Consider the following 20,143-nt stretch of genomic DNA (forward strand, 5'->3'; position numbering starts at 1 on the left):
TAGTATTCGGTGTTCAGAAGAGATAAGACAGCAACTCAGAGTTACAACCCATAGTTACAATTCAGAGCTGCAGCTTGAATCCTTCATGTGATGCTGTGAAGCCCATGCTTCCATAGAACCTGTGCGCCTGTATGCGCTTTTTGTCGCTGGTCAGTTGCACCAGTTGGCAACCGCGTTCACGTGCAAGGGCGATGGCCTGTTCTATGAACCAGTGGCCTATGCCCTGCCCGCGCAGATAGCCATCAACCCGCACGCTTTCTATCATGGCGCGGGTAGAACCTTTCCTGCTGAGGCCGGGGATGAAAGTGACCTGCTGCATGGCGATGATGCGGCCATCCAGCTCGGCCACCATGAGGAACTGATTGTCGTCGGCTGTTATACGCTCAAAGGCCTCGGCATAACATGCCTCCTCCGAGCCTACACCTTCACGGTTCTTGCCCAGGTCATCATCGGCGATGAGTTCCAGCAGGCGCGGCAGATCCTGCCTCACAGCGCGTCTGATGCTGAGTCTGGACAGGTCTGCCTGCACTTTCATATTACAACCTCTGGCTTATTTATTTTCGTTGATTTATTTTCGTTGATTTATTCTCGTTGATTTATTTGCGCTTATTTACGCTTGTTCAATGGAACAAATTTCAGATCTTCAGGGCCGACATAATTGGCACTTGGACGAATGATCTTGTTATCGATACGCTGTTCTATGATGTGCGCAGCCCAACCGGACGTGCGCGCAATCACGAACAAAGGCGTGAACATGGCAGTCGGCACACCCATCATGTGGTAAGACACAGCAGAGAACCAGTCAAGGTTAGGGAACATTTTCTTGATATCCCACATCACTGTTTCCAGACGTTCGGCGATATCAAACATCTTCATTGCGCCAGCTTCTTTGGACAGGTTGCGCGCCACTTCCTTGATGACCTTGTTACGTGGATCAGAGATCGTGTACACAGGGTGACCGAAACCGATGACGACTTCCTTGTTTTCTACACGTTTCTTGATATCTGCCTCTGCTTCATCAGGGTTGTCGTAACGCTTCTGGATTTCAAACGCGACTTCGTTGGCACCACCATGTTTAGGGCCACGCAAGGCACCGATCGCGCCGGTGATAGCGGAATACATGTCAGAACCTGTGCCAGCGATGACGCGGCCAGTAAAGGTAGATGCATTGAACTCATGTTCTGCATACAGGATCAGCGATGTATGCATGGCTTTTTCCCAGGATGCGCTTGGTTTTTCACCATGCAGCAAATGCAGGAAATGGCCGCCTATGGACTCATCATCCGTTTCCGTTTCTATGCGTTTGCCATTATGGCTATAGTGATACCAGTACAGCAGCATGGAACCCAGCGATGCCATCAGACGGTCAGCGATGTCGCGTGCACCTGGGTGATTGTGGTCATCTTTTTCTGGCAATACGCAACCCAGTGCGGAAACACCAGTACGCATGACATCCATAGGATGGGATGATGCAGGCAGCCATTCCAGTGCCGCCTTGACATTCGCTGGCAAGCCGCGCAGGGCCTTCAGTTTGGCTTTGTAGCCACGCAATTCTGCAACAGTAGGCAATTTGCCGTGCACCAGCAAATGGGCAATTTCTTCAAACTCACAGGCATCTGCCACGTCCAGGATATCGTAACCGCGGTAATGCAGGTCATTACCGGTTTTACCTACCGTGCACAAGGCAGTATTGCCAGCAGTAACGCCAGACAGGGCGACGGATTTCTTAGGTTTGAAAGGAACTGCTTCAGTCATGATTATTTCTCCAGAGGTTCATATTCAGGGCTGTTCCCATCCGCCAACTTGATGTGGCACAAGGACGGGACAGCTTATATCATTATTATTTGGCTTTTTGCTGAGCAAACAGGGCATCGAGCTTTTGCTCAAAGTCGTGGTAGTTGATGCGCTCATACAATTCCATACGGGTTTGCATGGTATCGACGACATTCTTTTGCGTACCATCACGACGTATTGCGCCATAGACGTTTTCTGCTGCCTTGTTCATCGCACGGAAAGCGGACAATGGATACAAGACCAGGCCCACATCCACAGCGGCCAGTTCTTCGACAGAATATAAAGGAGTAGCGCCAAATTCAGTGATATTTGCCAGGATAGGTACTTTGACAGCATTGGCGAATTGCTTGTACATCGCCAGTTCAGTGATGGCTTCCGGGAAGATCATGTCGGCACCAGCCTCTACGCATGCTAAAGCACGGTCTATCGCCGCTTCCAGACCTTCAACTGCCAGTGCATCGGTACGCGCCATGATAACGAAATTGTCGTCAGTACGGGCATCGACTGCCGCCTTGACGCGATCTACCATTTCCTGCTTGCTGACGATCTCTTTGCCAGGGCGATGGCCGCAACGCTTGGCACCTACCTGGTCTTCGATATGTATGGCAGCGGCGCCAAACTTGATCATGGATTTGACGGTACGTGCCACATTGAAGGCAGAGGAACCAAAACCGGTATCCACATCGACCAGCAAAGGCAAGTCGCAGACATCGGTAATACGGCGTACGTCTGTCAATACGTCATCGAGATTGGAAATACCCAGGTCAGGTAAGCCCAGGGAACCAGCAGCGACACCGCCACCAGAAAGGTAAATCGCCTTGAAACCGGCACGTTTTGCCAGCAAGGCATGGTTGGCATTGATTGCACCAACTACTTGCAGCGGGGATTCTTCCTGCATCGCCTTGCGGAAGGCGGCACCTGCGGAGTATGTACTCATGTGTATGCTTTCAGGTTAATGAACAGATTCTGGGCAGCATATTGCAATCAGCGTGCCAGCTTTTCACTCTCCCTGATGTTTCAGGCTGATATGTATATAAATCAACTACTTATTCGCGTCGATGCCAGAATAAAATCTGTGCAAGGGCGTAGATTTGTTTCATAATGATGTTTCATATTGAATTTTGAAACATCAATTGAAACGCACATGAAACAACCTTCTGCATTACGCGATACCCACGACAAACCTGTCATCTGGACAGTCTCCATCTCGCGCCTGTTTGATATGTTCCGCGACATCATGGTTGAATATGATGTCAGCGCCGATATAGAACCCATACACATGGGTTTCGAAGAGGCCGCCCAATATCTGAAAGAGCGCCTGCAGACCGAGAGGTGTGATGCAGTCATTGCAGCAGGCTCTAATGGTGCTTATCTCAAGAACCGCCTGCCCGTCCCGGTAGTTATTGCCAAGGCCAGTGGCTTTGATGTCATGCAGGCATTGGCAAGAGCGCGCAAGGTGTCGCCTGCCATAGGTCTCATCAATTATCAGGAGACCATGCCAGAACTGGCGGATTTCAAGACGACCTTCGGCTTCCCGCTGGAACAACGCACTTATGTCACAGAAGAAGATGCGCGTGCCCAGATCAGTGAGCTCAAGGCGGGTGGTGTCAAGGTCATCGTCGGCGCGGGTCTTATTACCGACCTGGCTGAGGAAGCCGGCTTGACCGGCATTTTCATGTATTCCGCCACATCGATACGGCAGGCTTTTGATGATGCACTGGAAATCGCTCGCCTGACACGACTGGAATCCACCAGAGGCAGACATCACCCTGCTGCTGAATCTTTGCGCGCCAAGCATGGCCTGAATGATTTGCGGGGTGAGTCTGCCATCATGCAAGCCACCCGCAAGTCCATCGCCCTGTTTGCCCGTTCCCCGGCAACAGTGTTGTTACAAGGTGAAACCGGGACGGGCAAGGAATTGGCGGCTCAGGCGCTACACAGGGAGAGCACGCGGGCACGCCAGCCCTTCGTCGCCGTGAATTGTGGTGCAATTGCCGAAAGCCTGCTGGAATCTGAACTGTTTGGCTATGAAGAAGGGGCTTTTACAGGTTCGAAACGTGGCGGCCATGCAGGTTTGTTTGAAATTGCCCACAGAGGGACAGTATTCCTCGATGAAATTGGGGAAATGCCACTCCCCCTGCAAACCCGGCTTTTGCGGGTATTGGAAGAACGCGAGATCAACCGAGTGGGCAGCATGCGCCCTATACCCGTAGATGTGCGTATCGTCAGCGCTACTCATTGCGACCTCGAAAGCCGGGTAAAAGAAGGAAAGTTTCGTGCTGACCTGTATTTCCGCCTTGCCGTACTGCGCCTGCACTTGCCTCCTTTGCGTCAGCGTCCTGACGACCTGCTGCCCCTCGCAGTATGGTGCCTCAAGCATGCGCTGGCTGCCATGGGTGCCAGGCCACACGCCAACCTGCATGCTGAAATAGCCACTTGCAGCAGTCTGCTGCAAACCTATGACTGGCCAGGAAATGTAAGAGAATTACGCAATCTCATGGAGCGCCTGGCCCTGTTCCTGGCGGCAGAACCCCTGCAAGCACTGACACCCGCTTTCGTGGCGAAAATCTTGCCTGAACTGCATATACAACAACCTATACAACAGCCTATACAACAGACCACCACAGAGATGGCAGGCAGATCAGGCAACATTGGCGATCTGGCTGCAACAGAGCCCCTGGAACTGATCATGGAAAAATTCAAGCACAATCGTGAAGCAGCGGCAGACTATCTGGGTATCAGCAGAACGACTTTGTGGCGGCGTTTGAAGCAAAAAGCGTAATCATTTGAAACATTAATTGATCATCTGGAGGGCGAATTTTGTGTCGCTCTAAGGTAGAATGAATTTGCGCTGCCACTCACAACCTTTGGGTGCACTTATCTTGCATAAAAAATATTATGAAAAAAATACTAATTGTTGACGACAGTAAAGTTTCCCGTATGGTGATCCGTGCGCACGTCAAAGCAGTGCATCCAGACTGGGAATTTTTTGAGGCGGGCAGTGGCGAAGAAGCCATCAAGTCAGTCATAGAAAACAAGCCCGATTTTTGCACGATGGACATCAACATGCCAGGCATGCTAGGCACTGATGCCGCAGAGCAAATTTTGCAGCAACATCCTGAAGTGCGCATCGCCATCTTTTCAGCGAATGTGCAAGACACCATGCAAAACCGTGCGACCTCAATAGGCACCATTTTTGTGGCAAAACCGGTGACTGAAAAATCCATCACGATTGTCCTTAACTATTTCGCGAGCGGAAAATGAATTCCCTGACCGAACTTCATCTCGATGCTTTAAGCGAGGTCTTCAATGTCGGTGCTGGCAGGGCTGCTGCCAGCCTCAGCGATATTGTCGGTGAAGAAGTTCGCCTGTCTGTTCCCTCGGTCGAAATTCGCAAGTCCTCAGAAATAGATGTTTCTTCCATGGGTTTGCAGAGTGATCGCTTTGGTGCGGTACACCAGACTTTCAGCGGCTCTTTTGAAGCAGAAGCCATATTGTTGTTCACTGAAGAACATGCACTAAAAATCGTGCGTGACATGATGGGCTCGCAAATCAGCCTCGAAGATCTGGCTGAATTTGAACAGGAAGCGATGTGCGAGCTGGGTAATATCATCCTCAATGCCTGCCTGTCGGCGATGGCAGATATGCTCAATATTCCCTTGAACTGTTCTCTGCCAGATTACTCCGTGGCCAGCACAGAAGAAATTTTCCGCCGCGTCAGCAATGATCTACAGCAGCCTTATGTCCTACTGCTGCATATCGACCTGGCGATAGAAAGCCGTCATTCAGAAGGACATTTGATTTTCTTGCTGAGTTCGACTTCCCTGACAGATTTGGTGACGCAGCTTGATCGTTTTCTGGGAGCTGTTTAAATGGCGCAGTTGATGCCTGCTTCTGCCTATCGGGTGGATGAGATATTAAATACCATCAGCCTGGGGCTGATTGTGCTTGATGCTGACCAGACTGTACTCTTATGGAATGGTTGGGTAGAAAGATATAGCGGCATCCCAGCCAGCCAGGCCATGGGCAAGCATGTCTCAGAAGCCTTTGAAGAACTGCCCAGCCGTGCCATATTAAGCGCAATTACCAACACCCTGAGCTATGGCTTGCCCGTCGTCTTGTCGAACGCCCTGCACCGCTCCCCTTTACCCCTGTTCCAGCGTAGCGAACAGGATGTTGAGAAAAAACGCATAGACCAGTCCGTCACCATCACCCCTATTGCAGCGGAAGATGGCACACGTCAGTGCCTGATACAGATCAGTGATTCAACGACGTCCATCAAGCGCGAAAAAATCCTGCGCACACATTCTGAAGCCTTGAAGCGCGAAGCCACTACCGACAGCCTGACTGGCATCTATAACCGCCGTTTCTTTGATGAACACTACAAAATGGCCATGGGCCATGCGGTACGCCACAATGTTCCTCTGACAGTCTTCATGGTCGATATAGATTACTTCAAGGAATATAACGATAACTATGGTCATGTGGCAGGTGACAAAGCCTTGATACAGGTGGCCGCAGCCCTGCGCAAGCAATTACTCAGGGCGACTGATGTGCTGGCACGTTTCGGTGGTGAGGAATTCATCCTGATGCTGCCTAATATGGCACCGGACACAGCCATGCAGTTTGCAGAAAAACTGCGTACTGCAGTCTGGGATCTGAACATACCGCATTTCAAATCACACATCAGCCAGCGCATCAGCGTCAGCATAGGCTTTAGCAATTACCACAAGCATCCAGACGTTGATGCCAATGCCTTGCTCAAGTGCGCTGACGCAGCACTGTATGAAGCCAAAAAGGCTGGCCGCAATCAAAGCTATTTCCTGCCCCTGCAGCAATTCAATACCCAAACTACAGCACCCGCAGGTACCTTGCATAAATCTATCAGTCATTAACAACTGTCATTGAATACAGGCCACTAATGCGGGCCTGCCATTGATTGCCCCGCGCTTTTCAGACCACATTAGAGCATATAAGGACATATTATGACGAATTCTGTTTCATGCTTTTCCGTATCCCGTCGCAGCATGATCGCGGCCTTAGGTTTGCTGGCGTTTGCGGGCGTGGCGCAAGCACAACAGGTCTTGCGTGTATCCGCCATACCTGACGAAGCACCAACTGAATTACAACGCAAGTTCAAACCACTAGGTACCATGCTGGAAAAGAAACTGGGCATGAAGGTAGAATTCATACCCGTCACTGATTATGCCGCATCGGTAGAAGGACTGATCAACAAGAAACTGGACATGGTCTGGTTTGGCGGCTTCACTTTCGTGCAAGCCAAGGTACGCAGCAAAGACCAGGTCATACCACTGGTGCAACGTGAAGAAGATGAAAAATTCAAATCGGTCTTCATTACTACCGATAAAAATATCACCAAACTGGAAGACCTCAAGGGCAAGACCTTCACCTTTGGTTCCGAGTCATCCACTTCCGGCCATTTGATGCCACGGTCTTATTTGCTGGCCGCGAAGATCAACCCTGATACGGACATGAAACGCATTGCTTTTTCCGGCGCCCATGATGCGACTGTCGCTGCCGTGTCTGGTGGCAAGGTAGATGCTGGCGCCCTGAATATCTCAGTATGGGAAAAACTGCTGGCGCAAGGCAAGGTCGATACTAAACTGGTACATGTGTTCTACACTACCCCAGGCTACTATGACTATAACTGGTCAGTACGTGCCGACATGCCTGCCGACTTGCGCAAGAAGATCAGCGATGCCTTCCTGAACCTTGATCCGGCCAACCCGCAAGACAAAGAAATACTTGAGCTGCAACGTGCGACCCGCTTCATCCCCACCAGGGCAGACAACTACAAGGCCATAGAAGCGGCAGCTCATAATGCTGGCCTGCTGAAGTAATGCCAGCAACAATGACGGCAACAGCGCTACGCTTGCGGCAGCTCTGTGTGACGTTTCCCGGTGCAGCACACACTGCGCCGCTAGCAGGGCAAGCGCAACAGCCATACATACTGGAAAATCTTGACCTGACCGTGGCCCAGGGTGAACAGATTGCCATCATCGGTCCCTCCGGTGCAGGCAAAACCACGCTGCTGCATACCCTGGCTGCAGCCCATCAACCGGCCAGCGGACAATTCCAGTTCATGGGCCAGGATGTCTGGGCCCTGTCGCACACAGCGCGCCATGCCTTGCGCCCTCATTTGTTTCTGGCACCACAAACACCGCCGTTACCTGCACGTCAGCGCGTCGTGACTGCGGTACTGGCCGGACGCCTGCCGCGCTGGACACTGGCACAGGCATTACGCAATCTGATCAAGCCAGCAGACCCGCTGGCCGCCTGGCAAGCCTTGCAGCGTTTTGATCTGCATCATAAGCTGTATGCCAGGGTCGATAAACTGTCTGGCGGTGAGCGGCAGCGCTGTGGGCTGGCACGCCTGCTCTTGTCCGACGCCAGCCTCTTGCTGGTAGATGAACCATTGTCTGCACTGGATCCGACACTGGCCCAGCAAACCCTGAACACACTGCAACAAGAAGCAAAGCAACGCAATGCGACGCTGATCTGCAGCCTGCATCAGGTGGAGCTGGCACGCCAGCACTTCCCGCGCATCATAGGCTTGCGCGCCGGTAAAATCCTGTTCGACAGCGACAAGGTCAATGACCAGATGATCGCCGACCTGTACCAGAATGCGGGCAGTCCCGGGCAACAGCCTGTGGATATGGCTGCGCCGGATCAGGCTGATTTCTCTGATTTCTCTGACGCGCCCCGCTGTTTTTAAGCACGATGACACAGCAGGCGAGCCATCCAGAGATACAACATGATCCCGCATGGCGCATGCGGGTAACAATCAGCTTGTGCATGCTGGTGCTGCTCTGGCCCATGCTGCAAATCACTGAATTCAAACCCTGGCAACTGATTGATGCACAAAGCCTGGGCGCAGCATGGCGCTTCCTATCCGGCTTTTTTCCACCAGCGCATTCCACGGAATTTTTACTCATCGTGCTGGAGGCAAGCTGGCAAACCATCGCCATTGCAACGGCAGGCCTGACGCTGGCGCTGCTGGGGGCAATCCCCATGACCCTGATCGTCAATGAGCATTTATCGATCTCACGCATAGGTAGCGGGCGCATGCATGGCATGGCCAGACTGTTGCGTCAGCTCATGCGCTGGAAGCTGGTTTTATTACGCAGCGTACCTGAGCTGGTCTGGGCCCTGCTGCTAGTGCGTCTGGTCGGGCTGGGGCCGACTGCGGGCGTATTTGCCATCGCCCTGACCTATGCCGGCATGCTGGGCAAGGTCTATGCCGAAATACTGGAGGCCAGTGATGCCCACGCCACCGATAGCCTGCTCAGGAATGGCAGTAGCCGCCTGACAGCATTTCTGTATGGTGCTTTGCCAAATGCTGCACCAGAACTGATTTCCTACACCATCTATCGCTGGGAATGCGCGATACGCGGCTCTGTCGTCATGGGTTTTGTCGGTGCTGGCGGCCTGGGTCAGCGTATGGATGAATCCATGAAAATGCTGTCTGGCGCGGAAGTATCCACCATGCTCATCGTGTTCGTGCTGCTGGTGGGTCTTGCAGACCTGGCCAGTAAATTATTCCGCAAGGCACTGGCATGAGTGCACTTGATAAGGAGATGCCAGTTGCACCGGCGCTATTCAGTCCGCTGAAGCTGATATTAAGCGCAGGCATCATCTTGCTGGTCGTCGCCAGCTTTGTCAGCCTGAATATCGAATGGCGCGCCCTGTTCAGCGACGATGCCGCAGGCAAAACCTGGGAGTTTCTGCTAGGCTTTGCGCCGCCTGATGTCAGCCCTGCCCTGCTGACAAAAACCGCCCTGGCTTCTTTTGAAACCCTGGCCATGTCGGCACTGGGCACCCTGATTGCCGCCATGCTGGGTCTGTTACTGGCCCTGCCAGCCAGCGGCCGCTTCGGCAAAACTGCAAAAAGCAGCACGCGCTTATTTTTAAATGTAGCGCGTGCCATACCCGAACTCGTGTGGGCATCCATCATGCTCATCGCAGCTGGCCTGGGCCCATTTGCAGGTACTATTGCGCTGGCCGCCCATACCACAGGCGTACTTGGCCGTCTGTTTGCAGAAGTATTGGAAAACGCTGCGCCGCATGCGGAATCCACATTACGCCTGAACGGTGCATCTGCCATCAATGCCTTTCTGTATGCGACGCTGCCACAAAGCCTGCCGCAAATGCTTTCTTACACCCTGTACCGCTGGGAAAACAATATCCGCGCTGCTGCCATCTTAGGTGTCGTCGGTGCTGGCGGCCTAGGACAGATGTTGAAGTACCATCTGTCGCTATTCCAGATGCAGACCGCCGCCACGGTCATCGTCGCCATGCTGATACTGGTTGCCTTGGTGGATGCATTGAGCTTTGCGGTGCGGCGCTGGTTGATGCAATAACACCACGCATTAACACTGCCCATTAGCATTATCCATTAACACTACCAACTGATCACACAAGACAAAGCCAGCAATCCCAGGGCCAGGACAAAGTATAGTAACTGCAAGGGTATCATCCATTTTGCCCAGGTCGCCCATGGTATGCGCGCCAGCGCCAGCACGCCAACCGTGATGCCTGACGTTGGTATCATCGGCGTCGTGAATTCACCAAACTGAAATGCCAGTATCGCCGTCTGTCTGGTCACACCAACCAGGTCAGCCAGCGGTGCCATGATGGGCATGGTCAGTGCCGCCTGCCCGCTACCGGAATGGATAAAGAAATTGATGACAGACTGGATCACAAACATCTTGTGAGCCGCAAAAATGGGATGTGAGGACTGCACGAAAGGCATGAGAAAGTTCAACATCGTGTCGATGATATTCGCGTCCCGCGCCAGTATCATGGTGCCGCGTGCCAGGGCTATCACCAGTGCAGTGGTCACCAGGTCTTTCGCGCCTTGCATAAAGGCTTCGACAAAACTATCAGCATTGAGTTTGCCGACTATGCCTACCAGGATGGCCATGACCAGGAACAGGGCAGCAATCTCTTCTATATACCAGCTGTATTTAACGACACCCACGACCATGGTAATGAGAGTCAACAGAAACATGCATAGCACCGCCTTGTGAGTAGCTGTCATGCCGGTGAAACTGGTGAATTCATCGATCCTGAGGTTTTTGCGTTTTTCTTCATCAAGAACAAAGGTCGGACTTAATTGTGGATTTTTCTTGATACGCGCCGCATACCAGCTGAGAAAAACAATAGTCACGGCTGTCGCCAGCAACCACGCAACAAGCCGGAATCCTATGCCAGAAAACAGCGGCACACCCGCAATGCCCTGGGCAATACCGACATTAAAAGGATTCAGGAACGCCGCTGCAAACCCGACTTGCGAGCCAACGAAGGGTATTGATACGCCGATCACCGAGTCATAGCCAAGTGCCAGCGCCAGCGGGATAAAGATCATGATGAAGGGTATGGCTTCCTCTGCCATCCCAAAGGTCGCCCCACCCAGAGAAAATAGTGTTATGAACAAGGGAATGATGCCAGCCCTGACCACACTGGAATGCGTGTGCGCACGAGCGACAGATTTGATCATGGCATCAATTGCTTCGGTCTTTTGCAAGACCGCGAAAGCACCGCCAACAATGAGTACAAAACCGATGATCAATGCAGCCTCAACAAAGCCCTTGATGGGTGCCATCATCAGCGCAACTGCCCCTTGCGGATTGCTGGTCACATAGTGAAAACTGGCAGGATCTATCAGCGTCTTGCCGTTCACCGCATGGGTATCATATTTACCACCGGGTACCAGCCAGGTAGCCAGCGCGATCAGTGCCAGCAAGGAAAACAGCAGGACAAAGGTATTCGGCAATCTGAGTTTTTTCAGCATGATGCGCTCCTGGTCACAAGGACAGTAAATTACCGCTGCGATAGGCAACGGGACCAGCGATCTTGGCGATGCGCATGCCGTGCGTAGCATAGCGTCTGGCCACGCGAGCAAATAAAATGCCGGATACAGTCGCCAGTACTGGCGTCACCTTCGCGCTGATCGGATCGACAATATCGGCCACTCTCTCACCTGCCTTGACCTGATCGCCTGTTTCTCTGGTAAATACCAGGATGCCAGCATGTGGGGCACGCAGAGGCTCCACACCTTCTAGCGGTGTAGGCTGGCATAAGGCCTGAGGTAAGGTTGGTGCTTTTCCACGCAGGTAACCCGCGTGTCTGAGAAAATTGATGATGGCCGTGGCGTCTGCCTGCGCCAGATCATGACTGACCTCGGTTTCTCCCCGCAATTCCACCGTGATGGACAGGCAGGCATTTGGAACAGGCGTCGCCGTACCGAAATGTTGTGCCAGCTCCCACCAATGGCGTGAGCAGGATTCATCAAAAGGATCATCACCCGACAATACCGACACCAGCACAGCCTGCGCCCCAAGATAGACGGCCAGCGGCATACAATCGTGCGCCAGCGGAGTACCCGTATATAAGTGCATGACAGCCTGGTTATCACAATGCAGGTCCAGCACGATGTCAGCATCGGCTGCCAGGGTTTGCAGGATTTTCTTTTGCTGTTCTGTTGCTGTTTCTGGCTGCCACGCCTGCAGCACTGCCTGTGCCTGCTCGCGTATCAGCTTTACATTTTCTTTTTCATCCGCACCCAGCTTGCCTTCCAGCAGAGGCAAAAGATGCGGTGTCAGGTGGCGATAGCCACGGTTGAAATTGACACCTGTCGCCAGATCAAAGCGGCCAAAGGCCGTGCCCTGTATGTCCTGTGCCAGACCTATAGGGTTGGCCACTGGCACCAGTACGATTTCAGCCGCAATCGCAGAAATTTTTTCATACTGCTCCAGCATTTCGCGCAAATAGTGATTCACCAGCATGCCGGGTATCTCATCTGCGTGCAAGGACGACTGTATATACACCTTGCGGCCCAGGCCTGGAGTGCCGTAATGAAAACTCCGCAATTCCCGCACTGTCCCGCTACTGATATCTGGCATGGCATGGCTTTGTATTTGCATAAAAACTCTTTTCTTTTGTTGGTAATGGTAAGGCCCAAAAACTGGCCCATGCAGTATTTATCCCATAGTGCAGACTTTACTCTCGCCGTCACATCGTTTTTTACAATGGCAGTTTTTGCAAGCAGAAAAATACAACACTGTCTGAACCCGTCTACACTGCAGTTTATGAACGATTTTTTACATATTCTACATTTATGAAAATAAAACGACAAATAGTATTGAAAATATTTTTAAACAGGGCTACAGTTCATTCATCGAAAAAAGTTTTACTCAATGTTTTACTGAATGTTTTACTGAATGCTTTACCGAATACGGCACATGAAAAAATTAAATACCCCTGTTGAATCTGCCTCGCCGGAAATGGTCTTTGCCAAATCCACGCTGGGTGAATCACTGATGCTGGTCTTGCAGGAAGGCTCTGCCTCCTATAAGCGTATTGCCAATTTCCTCTTGCGTAACCAGGTCAAGGTGACGGCGCTCGGTATAGAAGACATGGCAGAACAATGTGATGTATCAACCGCCACCATCAGCCGCTTTGCGCGTGACATGGGCTTTAATAATTATGCGGGGCTGCGTAACCAGATTGCAGAAGTGGTGCAAGCCGTGTTTCAGCCAGTAGAAAAACTTCGCAATACCATAGAAGCCAAAAAGAATGCGCCCTCGCCCGCCCATACCAGCATGCAATTTGCTGCTGCCAATATTGATGCAGCAAACCAGGGCATGTCTGAACCAGACCTGAACGAGGTAGTCAGCCACATCGCCAAGGCTAAAACCGTGTATGTCATGGGCTTTGGACTCAGCGCCCATCTGGCCGGCATGCTGGCCCTGCATTTGCAGCCATTCTGCTCGCATGTGGTGGAAGTGGTGGGGTATGGCGGTACTGAAGTCGCGGCTGGTCACTTGGCGAATATTACTGACAAGGATGTACTCATCGTCATCTCTTTCCCACGCTATGCGCTGGACGTCATCAAGCTCACGCAGTTTGTACGCGACCACGGTGCCTGCATAGTCACGATCACCGATTCACCTGCCTCACCTATCGCGCAACTGGGTAATTATCTGCTGCTGGCACCAAGCACCCACGGTGTCTTGCCCAGCAGTGCGAGTGCCGCGATCGCCGTCATCGAAGCCCTGGTCAGCAGCATGATGGTGTCGAATAAAAAGAACGTAGAGAAGGCCATGCGCCTGACCGAAGCCATATCAGCCTATCTGCATAGCGCTGACAACAACGTCAAATACACACAGCCGGATAGCAATAAACCCAAGAAGTAAATAAACAAAATTAGCGAATCACAGTCACTCCCCGGAGTGCCTGAGGGGTATGCTTTTTTTAAATTTCTGTAAAACCTGAGGAGAAGAAGGCAATGGCAACGAAAAAACAAGCATGTCAGCCCATACCCAAGAAATTGGCTGTCGCAACCTGGTCGGCACTGAGCGTCATGGCGATGCTGGGCATGAGTACGCAAAGCGCATGGGCGCAAACTGAGAATGATCCCAACAAACCGCAGCGAGTAGAGATTACCGGCTCGTCAATCAAGCGCATTGATGCAGAAACTGCCCTGCCTGTGCAAATCATCAGCCGTGAATCGATAGAAAAGTCTGGCGTTACCACAGCGGCAGAATTATTGAGCAAAGTGTCGGCCAGCACTGCTGGCCTGACTGATGGTGCCAGCTTCAGCGACAACGGGGGTACGCAACGCGGCTTCAATGGTGCCAACCTACGTGGCATAGGTGTGTCATCTACGCTGATCTTGCTGAATGGCCGCCGCCTTGCCAACTTCGCTTCGCCCGGCACTTCATCTGGTGTGGATTTGAATTCCATTCCTTCCGCTGCCATCCAGCGCGTGGAAGTCTTGAAAGATGGCGCATCAGCCATCTATGGTGCAGATGCGATTGGTGGTGTCATCAACTTCATTACCCGTCCTGATTATCAGGGAGCAGAAATATCCGCCTACGTCGGCAATACCCAGCACGGCGGTGCCGACAAAAAAATCATCAGCCTCTCTGGTGGCATAGGCAACCTGATCCAGGACAGGTACAACCTCATGGGTGTGGCTAATTTCCAGAACACCGGCAGCTTGCGCTCCACCCAACGTTCATGGATAGGGTCAGCCTATCAGCCCGACATCAATCTCGATGTGGGTAGCTCAAATACTTTTCCGGCCAATGTACGCCGCACTACGACCAGTGGCGGAGCCACCGGTTCACGCCTGAACCCTAGCGCACCGACTTGCAACCCACCTGCCACGGTGTTTGCGGCAGACAGCTTTGTTGGTAGCAAAGCTTGTTTGTATGATTACATGCATGACACCGAGATTTTCCCTGAATCCCAGCGTGCGTCACTGCTAGGCCGAGCCCAGTTTGCCATTGATGCTGACAATACTCTGTTTGCAGAAGTGCTGCACAGCGACACCAAAACGACTTACCGCATCAGCCCGCTGACAGTCAGCAACCTGAACTACCCGGTCACTGGAATTTACTATCCGAATGACCTGATCACGACCAACAAAACGCCTTTGCGCGTAGGCTTGCGCCTCAGTGCAGCGGGCCCACGCACTAATGAAGTGAATGCAGTTGCACAACGCCTGATAGTTGGTGCAAAAGGCACAATCGCAGGCTGGGATTATGATACCGCCCTGAATCACAGTGTCAGCAAGGTCGATGACAAGTATGTCGATGGCTATGTCAGGACATCGGCTTTTGACAGCGCCTTTTTGACAGGCAAGATCAATCCTTTTGGCCCATCAGGGACTGAAGGTACGAGTCTGTTGAACGCAGCAAAAATCAGCGATGCTGCGCGCCAGTCCAGAGCCACGACCGATGCTTTTGACATCAAGGCTTCACGCGAATTGTTTGCCATGGCAGGTGGCAATGCCGGTCTGGCGATAGGAGCAGAATACCGTCGTGAGAAACTGGAATTCACTCCCTCTGCCCTGCTGGCTGCTGGCGAGATACGCGGTGACGGTGCTGCATCCGCCTATGGTGGCAGCCGTACAGTCAAAGCCCTGTTTGCCGAATTGAATTTGCCCATACTCAGCAACCTCGAAGCCCAGGCCGCCGTACGCCATGACAGCTATAACGATGTGGGCAGCACTACCAATCCAAAATTTGGCCTGCGCTGGACACCCGCCAAAGAAGTCGTGGTACGCGGCTCTTATAGTGCCGGCTTCCGTGCACCCAGCCTGGCTGACATCAATGAACCAGCACGTACAGGCCAGACCAGCGGTATCTATAATGACCCGCTTGGTTGCATCAAGACCGGCAATATCGACAATACCAAGAACCCTGATTACTGTGGCATACAGCCAGACCTGATCAAGGGTGGTACGGCCAATCTCAAGCCTGAGACATCGAAGCAGTTCTCTGCAGGCTTTGTGGTCGAACCCAGCCGCAGCCTGACCGCCTCCCTCGATTACTGGCGCATAGAAAAGTCTGACACCTTGCTGGCCAACGAAGGTGCTTACTTCAGCGACCCCAAGTCCAACCCAGGCTACGCGATACGTGGCGCGGCTGACCCCAGCCTGCCAGGCATCCCCGGCCCTATATTGTCCGTCGATGGTCGTGTGAAAAATATAGGTTCGCTGAAAACCTCAGGTGTGGATATCAACGTCAACTGGAAATTACCAGAAAACAGCCTGGGCAAATTCAATGTCAGCCTGAACGGCACCTATGTCATCGACTACAAGACCCGTAACACAGCTGCCAGCCCCGAAGTGAATGGCGTCGGCATCTATACCGACACCCAGGTAGTACAACGCTGGAGACATACCCTGACATTTGACTTTGACCGTGGCCCATGGGGCGCGACACTGCAACAGACTTACTACCAGGGCTATCACGACCAGAATGCCCTGGCTGATGGCAGTACCCGTGACGTGCCCGCCTATGTCTTGTGGGATTTGAGTGGCAGCTATAAATTCAGCAAGGCATTCAGCTTGCGTGCAGGCATCAAAAACCTGCTGGATACCAACCCACCACGTTCCAACCAGGTATATAGCTTCATCGCTGGTTATGACCCCAGCTATACCGACCCACGTGGCCGCTTCATCTACATATCTGGCAACTACTCTTTTAAATAAGCTGTATCAATCATCAATTCCAAAGCAGCGCGTTCGGGGATATTAGGGACAACACTTGGTGTTGTCCCTTTTTTTAAACGCATACGCATAGCGATGAATTGAATCACTTACAATATCAAAAAATCAGGATGAAAATAATGACAATTTCTCTGAAAAACTCCAGTTGGCTATTGCGTAGCTTGCTAAGCTGGCTAACTCTTTTAATCTGGCAATTGCCCATGAATGCTCACGCAGAAGACAACACCCAGCAACAATCAAAAGGCTCACTCGTCATCATAGGGGGTGCCTTGCGGATTGATAATTCTGTAGTCTGGCAGCGTATCGTGCAACAGGCTGGTGGCAAGGGTGCCAGGATTGCCGTCATCCCAGCGGCGGCAGGCAGCCCGGAAAAGTCCGGGGGCTTTGCGGTTGAATCCCTGAACCAGCATGGCGCCCAGGCTTTTTTGGTTCCACTGTCGGTCAAGCACGCGCAATTCAAGCCGCAAGACATCGTCAACGACCCGGCCTGGCTGGGCAAGCTCAACAATGCCAGTGGCGTATTTTTCACCGGCGGCGACCAGGGTCGCATTGTGCAGGCGCTGGTCAAGCCAGATGGCGACAAGACAGCGATGCTGGAAGCAATCTGGGCACTATATCAACGCGGCGGTGTCATCGCTGGCAGCAGTGCTGGTGCCGCCATCATGAGTACCACGATGTTTTATGATGCCAAGCCTGTGCTGCCTACGCTCAAGCTTGGTGTCGCTGATGGCAAGGAGATTGCGGCTGGCCTGGGCTTCATCGGCCCTGATGTATTCATAGACCAGCACCTGATCATCCGTGGCCGCTTTGCCCGCATGCTGCCTGTCATGCTGAAAAAGAATTACAAGCTGGGCCTGGGTGTAGATGAAAATACGGCGATGGTGGTCAGCAATCAGGGTGAAGTTGAGGTCATAGGCTATAAAGGCGCGATCCTGTTTGACCTTAGCCAGGCGACGACCGATGGCGCCCAAAAGAATTTTAATGTCAGCAATGCCCGCATCAGTTATCTGGACCGGGGCGACCGCTTTAATTTGCACACCAGGACACTGACGCCTTCAGTTGACAAGCTGCAAAACAAGCTCAATCCCGCACAGGCCTACAATACCGACCAGCGTTTTTATCCTGATATCCTGGCCAATACCGTAGTCACCGACCTCATGTTTCATTTGATTGACAGCAAGCAGGAACGCGCGATTGGCCTGGCTTTTGGCATGGATACACAGCCTGAGCTGGGTTTTGAATTCAGCTTCAGCAAAGTGGCGGACAGTCAGGGCTATTATTCCAATGCCTCTGGTGCGGAAAGTTATACCTTGCACAATTTGCGTCTGGACATAAGACCAGTCAGCATGAACCTGCCACTTTACAAATAAACAAGCCTGACAGCAGGCTCCAGCAAGCAGGGTGGGTGGCTTTGACGCCCCCCCTGTTTCCCTCCCATAGCACAAGATCCATGCTCTGATTTGTCGTTTGTTTGCAAATTCTTCCTCTCAGGCATCTTGGCTTCACTTACAATCCAGATAACGCTTACCCTGCACCTTGCGGGCCACATTGCGTGATCGCCAATTAATAAACTATGCAGACCTGCCTCAGATGCAGGCGGGAGCCCGAGGTGATATCCGTTTTTCTCTCTTGCTTCCGTCCGGCATCGCGGCATACTGCAGCAAACCAGTGAGACCACACCATGAAACTCAGCACCCGCATCATCTTGCTGTGCGCCATCACCCTGTTTGGCATCTCCGTTATTTCTGCCATTTCGCTATATTCCCTGCGCCAGACCATGACCAAGGAGCGCACTGAACAGATTTCCAACATGGTGGAAATGGCCCATGCTGCCATAGCAAAGGCCTATGCACTGGAACAATCAGGCAAGCTCTCACGTGAAGATGCGCAAAAGCAGGCCAAGCTGGCGATTTCCAGTTTTCATAAAGATGAAATGTATTTCTTCGTACGCGGCTACAACGATGATTTGTTGCTCGTGCACCCCAAGGCAGACCGCATAGGCGTGCCGCAAAAGGATATGAAGGAATCCGGAGACCGCTATCGTGCCGCCCTTGAAAAAAATAAAATAGGGGTAGTGCAGGCCCTGGGCACTCGACCTGGCGTACAAGGCCAGGTTGAAAAAATCTATGCCGTCATGCGCTTTGCCCCTTGGGAATGGCTGGTGGGTACCGGTACTTATCTGGACGATATTAACGAAGCCTTCTGGCAGCAGGCTGGCATCCTGCTCGGCCTGGGCTCTCTCATGATGGCCATGGTCGGTGCCCTTGCCTGGCACATGACACGCACGATTCTCGGTCAACTGGGCGGCGAACCCGCTTATGCGGCCGAGGTAGTGGGCCATATAGCCGAAGGTGACCTGACTGCGGATATACAAGTCAAGGATAATGACCAGTCCAGCCTGCTGTTTGCGATCAAGAGCATGCGCGACAAGCTGGCTTCTGTCGTCAGTGAAGTGCGTACAGGCTCAGAATCCATCGCCACGGCATCTGGTGAAATTGCCTCAGGCAACCTGGATTTGTCTAACCGTACCGAGCAACAGGCAGGTGCACTGGAAGAAACTTCATCCACCATGGAAGAACTGACTTCCACCGTCAAGCAAAATGCCGACAATGCCAGACAGGCAAATCAATTGGCGATCTCGGCATCTGAAGTAGCAACCCAGGGCGGCAGCGTCGTAGGCAAAGTGGTGGCTACCATGGGTTCTATCAATGAGTCATCGAAAAAAATCGTCGATATCATCAGCGTGATTGACGGCATTGCCTTCCAGACCAATATTCTCGCCTTGAATGCTGCTGTAGAAGCTGCGCGTGCCGGTGAACAGGGTCGTGGTTTTGCCGTGGTTGCCAGCGAAGTGCGTAACCTGGCCCAGCGTTCAGCCTCTGCCGCCAAAGAGATCAAGACCTTGATAGACAGCTCAGCAGAAAAAGTCGAGGAAGGCGGCAAGCTGGTTGCTATCGCCGGCTCCACCATGGATGAGGTGGTGGCCAGCGTCAGGCGCGTGACCGACATCGTCGCCGAGATTGCATCAGCCAGCCAGGAGCAAAGCTCAGGCATCGAACAGGTCAATCATGCGATTGTGGATATGGATAATATGACGCAGCAAAATGCCGCACTGGTAGAACAGGCATCTGCGGCTGCCCAGGCGATGAATGAACAGGCTGCAGCACTGGCCCAGGTGGTCAATATTTTCAAGGTGCAGCAACAAGCTGGTGCTGCGCCTCAGCCTCAAATCAACCGTGCCAGCGTGCGTCCAGCGCCAACTAGCCAGGCGAATCAGCCACGCCGCTTGCGCTAGGGAACTATCAC

Annotated in this window: 17 protein-coding genes; 12 read left to right on the forward strand and 5 right to left on the reverse strand. The window is 52.5% G+C overall.

Annotation, left to right across the window (positions count from 1 at the left end; translation table 11 throughout):
• Positions 1 to 61 precede the first annotated feature (61 nt).
• The 3 genes from ACO0LI_RS21755 to prpB form a co-directional block, all read right to left on the reverse strand.
• Positions 62 to 535 carry a GNAT family N-acetyltransferase gene (locus tag ACO0LI_RS21755; RefSeq protein WP_423035192.1) on the reverse strand — a complete coding sequence of 158 codons (474 nt, stop codon included), beginning with the start codon at positions 533 to 535 and terminating at the stop codon, positions 62 to 64.
• Between the two features lie 71 nt (positions 536 to 606).
• Positions 607 to 1,755: a bifunctional 2-methylcitrate synthase/citrate synthase gene (gene prpC, locus ACO0LI_RS21760; RefSeq protein ID WP_110254118.1), complete on the reverse strand. Its 1,149-nt coding sequence runs from the start codon at positions 1,753 to 1,755 to the stop codon at positions 607 to 609.
• A gap of 85 nt (positions 1,756 to 1,840) precedes the next feature.
• Entirely contained in the window at positions 1,841 to 2,731 is an 891-nt protein-coding gene (gene prpB / locus ACO0LI_RS21765; RefSeq protein WP_423000559.1) for a methylisocitrate lyase, read from the reverse strand.
• A 207-nt stretch (positions 2,732 to 2,938) separates the two neighbouring features.
• On the opposite strand from prpB, the gene prpR reads away from it, so the two are divergent.
• From prpR to phnE, 8 genes are all read left to right on the forward strand, one after another.
• Entirely contained in the window at positions 2,939 to 4,576 is a 1,638-nt protein-coding gene (gene prpR / locus ACO0LI_RS21770; protein WP_423035195.1) for a propionate catabolism operon regulatory protein PrpR, read from the forward strand.
• Positions 4,577 to 4,692: 116 nt separating this feature from the next.
• Positions 4,693 to 5,058, forward strand: coding sequence for a response regulator transcription factor (locus ACO0LI_RS21775; RefSeq protein WP_423035197.1), 366 nt, complete (start codon positions 4,693 to 4,695; stop codon positions 5,056 to 5,058).
• On the forward strand, positions 5,055 to 5,666 hold the full coding sequence (locus tag ACO0LI_RS21780; protein WP_422950545.1) for a chemotaxis protein CheX: 612 nt from the start codon (positions 5,055 to 5,057) through the stop codon (positions 5,664 to 5,666). Before ACO0LI_RS21775 ends, ACO0LI_RS21780 begins: the two co-directional genes overlap by 4 nt.
• Positions 5,667 to 6,689 (forward strand): diguanylate cyclase, encoded by a 1,023-nt coding sequence (locus tag ACO0LI_RS21785; RefSeq protein WP_423035199.1) that lies wholly within the window; start codon positions 5,667 to 5,669, stop codon positions 6,687 to 6,689. It abuts the gene before it with no gap.
• A 132-nt stretch (positions 6,690 to 6,821) separates the two neighbouring features.
• A complete protein-coding gene (locus ACO0LI_RS21790) occupies positions 6,822 to 7,655 on the forward strand; it encodes a putative selenate ABC transporter substrate-binding protein (protein ID WP_423035327.1) in 834 nt (277 codons plus the stop codon).
• Positions 7,655 to 8,530, forward strand: coding sequence for a phosphonate ABC transporter ATP-binding protein (locus ACO0LI_RS21795; protein WP_423035201.1), 876 nt, complete (start codon positions 7,655 to 7,657; stop codon positions 8,528 to 8,530). The genes ACO0LI_RS21790 and ACO0LI_RS21795 overlap by 1 nt, the downstream gene beginning before the upstream one ends.
• 5 nt (positions 8,531 to 8,535) lie before the next feature.
• Positions 8,536 to 9,375: a PhnE/PtxC family ABC transporter permease gene (locus tag ACO0LI_RS21800; RefSeq protein WP_422950548.1), complete on the forward strand. Its 840-nt coding sequence runs from the start codon at positions 8,536 to 8,538 to the stop codon at positions 9,373 to 9,375.
• Complete coding sequence (gene phnE / locus ACO0LI_RS21805; RefSeq protein WP_423035203.1) at positions 9,372 to 10,175, forward strand: phosphonate ABC transporter, permease protein PhnE; 804 nt, start codon at positions 9,372 to 9,374, stop codon at positions 10,173 to 10,175. Before ACO0LI_RS21800 ends, phnE begins: the two co-directional genes overlap by 4 nt.
• A 41-nt stretch (positions 10,176 to 10,216) precedes the next feature.
• On the opposite strand, the gene ACO0LI_RS21810 is transcribed toward phnE, so the two are convergent.
• Together ACO0LI_RS21810 and ACO0LI_RS21815 are read right to left on the reverse strand one after the other, a co-directional pair.
• Positions 10,217 to 11,608, reverse strand: coding sequence for a YfcC family protein (locus tag ACO0LI_RS21810; RefSeq protein ID WP_423035205.1), 1,392 nt, complete (start codon positions 11,606 to 11,608; stop codon positions 10,217 to 10,219).
• 13 nt (positions 11,609 to 11,621) lie between these two features.
• Positions 11,622 to 12,740 carry a succinylglutamate desuccinylase/aspartoacylase family protein gene (locus ACO0LI_RS21815; RefSeq protein ID WP_423035207.1) on the reverse strand — a complete coding sequence of 373 codons (1,119 nt, stop codon included), beginning with the start codon at positions 12,738 to 12,740 and terminating at the stop codon, positions 11,622 to 11,624.
• A gap of 318 nt (positions 12,741 to 13,058) precedes the next feature.
• On the opposite strand from ACO0LI_RS21815, the gene ACO0LI_RS21820 reads away from it, so the two are divergent.
• From ACO0LI_RS21820 to ACO0LI_RS21835, 4 genes are all read left to right on the forward strand, one after another.
• Positions 13,059 to 14,012: a MurR/RpiR family transcriptional regulator gene (locus ACO0LI_RS21820; RefSeq protein ID WP_423011122.1), complete on the forward strand. Its 954-nt coding sequence runs from the start codon at positions 13,059 to 13,061 to the stop codon at positions 14,010 to 14,012.
• Between the two features lie 92 nt (positions 14,013 to 14,104).
• A complete protein-coding gene (locus tag ACO0LI_RS21825; protein WP_423035209.1) occupies positions 14,105 to 16,819 on the forward strand; it encodes a TonB-dependent receptor in 2,715 nt (904 codons plus the stop codon).
• Positions 16,820 to 16,956: 137 nt separating this feature from the next.
• Positions 16,957 to 18,207, forward strand: coding sequence for a cyanophycinase (locus ACO0LI_RS21830; protein WP_423035211.1), 1,251 nt, complete (start codon positions 16,957 to 16,959; stop codon positions 18,205 to 18,207).
• A 311-nt stretch (positions 18,208 to 18,518) separates the two neighbouring features.
• Positions 18,519 to 20,132, forward strand: a complete 1,614-nt coding sequence (locus tag ACO0LI_RS21835) for a methyl-accepting chemotaxis protein (protein ID WP_423035213.1) — start codon at positions 18,519 to 18,521, stop codon at positions 20,130 to 20,132.
• Positions 20,133 to 20,143: the final 11 nt, after the last annotated feature.

It is taken from the genome of Undibacterium sp. Tian12W, assembly GCF_049339405.1.
Classification (GTDB): domain Bacteria; phylum Pseudomonadota; class Gammaproteobacteria; order Burkholderiales; family Burkholderiaceae_D; genus Undibacterium.

What these genes read in the sequence shown, in the direction of transcription:
- ACO0LI_RS21775 (WP_423035197.1), top strand. Translation starts at nt 4,693, where the DNA reads ATGAAAAAAATACTAATTGTTGACGACAGTAAAGTTTCCCGTATGGTG.
- ACO0LI_RS21790 (WP_423035327.1), top strand. Translation starts at nt 6,822, where the DNA reads ATGATCGCGGCCTTAGGTTTGCTGGCGTTTGCGGGCGTGGCGCAAGCA.
- ACO0LI_RS21820 (WP_423011122.1), top strand. Translation starts at nt 13,059, where the DNA reads ATGAAAAAATTAAATACCCCTGTTGAATCTGCCTCGCCGGAAATGGTC.
- phnE (WP_423035203.1), top strand. Translation starts at nt 9,372, where the DNA reads ATGAGTGCACTTGATAAGGAGATGCCAGTTGCACCGGCGCTATTCAGT.
- ACO0LI_RS21835 (WP_423035213.1), top strand. Translation starts at nt 18,519, where the DNA reads ATGAAACTCAGCACCCGCATCATCTTGCTGTGCGCCATCACCCTGTTT.
- ACO0LI_RS21795 (WP_423035201.1), top strand. Translation starts at nt 7,655, where the DNA reads ATGCCAGCAACAATGACGGCAACAGCGCTACGCTTGCGGCAGCTCTGT.
- prpR (WP_423035195.1), top strand. Translation starts at nt 2,939, where the DNA reads ATGAAACAACCTTCTGCATTACGCGATACCCACGACAAACCTGTCATC.
- ACO0LI_RS21825 (WP_423035209.1), top strand. Translation starts at nt 14,105, where the DNA reads ATGGCAACGAAAAAACAAGCATGTCAGCCCATACCCAAGAAATTGGCT.
- ACO0LI_RS21785 (WP_423035199.1), top strand. Translation starts at nt 5,667, where the DNA reads ATGGCGCAGTTGATGCCTGCTTCTGCCTATCGGGTGGATGAGATATTA.
- ACO0LI_RS21780 (WP_422950545.1), top strand. Translation starts at nt 5,055, where the DNA reads ATGAATTCCCTGACCGAACTTCATCTCGATGCTTTAAGCGAGGTCTTC.
- prpC (WP_110254118.1), bottom strand. Translation starts at nt 1,755, where the DNA reads ATGACTGAAGCAGTTCCTTTCAAACCTAAGAAATCCGTCGCCCTGTCT.
- ACO0LI_RS21830 (WP_423035211.1), top strand. Translation starts at nt 16,957, where the DNA reads ATGACAATTTCTCTGAAAAACTCCAGTTGGCTATTGCGTAGCTTGCTA.
- ACO0LI_RS21800 (WP_422950548.1), top strand. Translation starts at nt 8,536, where the DNA reads ATGACACAGCAGGCGAGCCATCCAGAGATACAACATGATCCCGCATGG.
- prpB (WP_423000559.1), bottom strand. Translation starts at nt 2,731, where the DNA reads ATGAGTACATACTCCGCAGGTGCCGCCTTCCGCAAGGCGATGCAGGAA.
- ACO0LI_RS21810 (WP_423035205.1), bottom strand. Translation starts at nt 11,608, where the DNA reads ATGCTGAAAAAACTCAGATTGCCGAATACCTTTGTCCTGCTGTTTTCC.
- ACO0LI_RS21815 (WP_423035207.1), bottom strand. Translation starts at nt 12,740, where the DNA reads ATGCAAATACAAAGCCATGCCATGCCAGATATCAGTAGCGGGACAGTG.
- ACO0LI_RS21755 (WP_423035192.1), bottom strand. Translation starts at nt 535, where the DNA reads ATGAAAGTGCAGGCAGACCTGTCCAGACTCAGCATCAGACGCGCTGTG.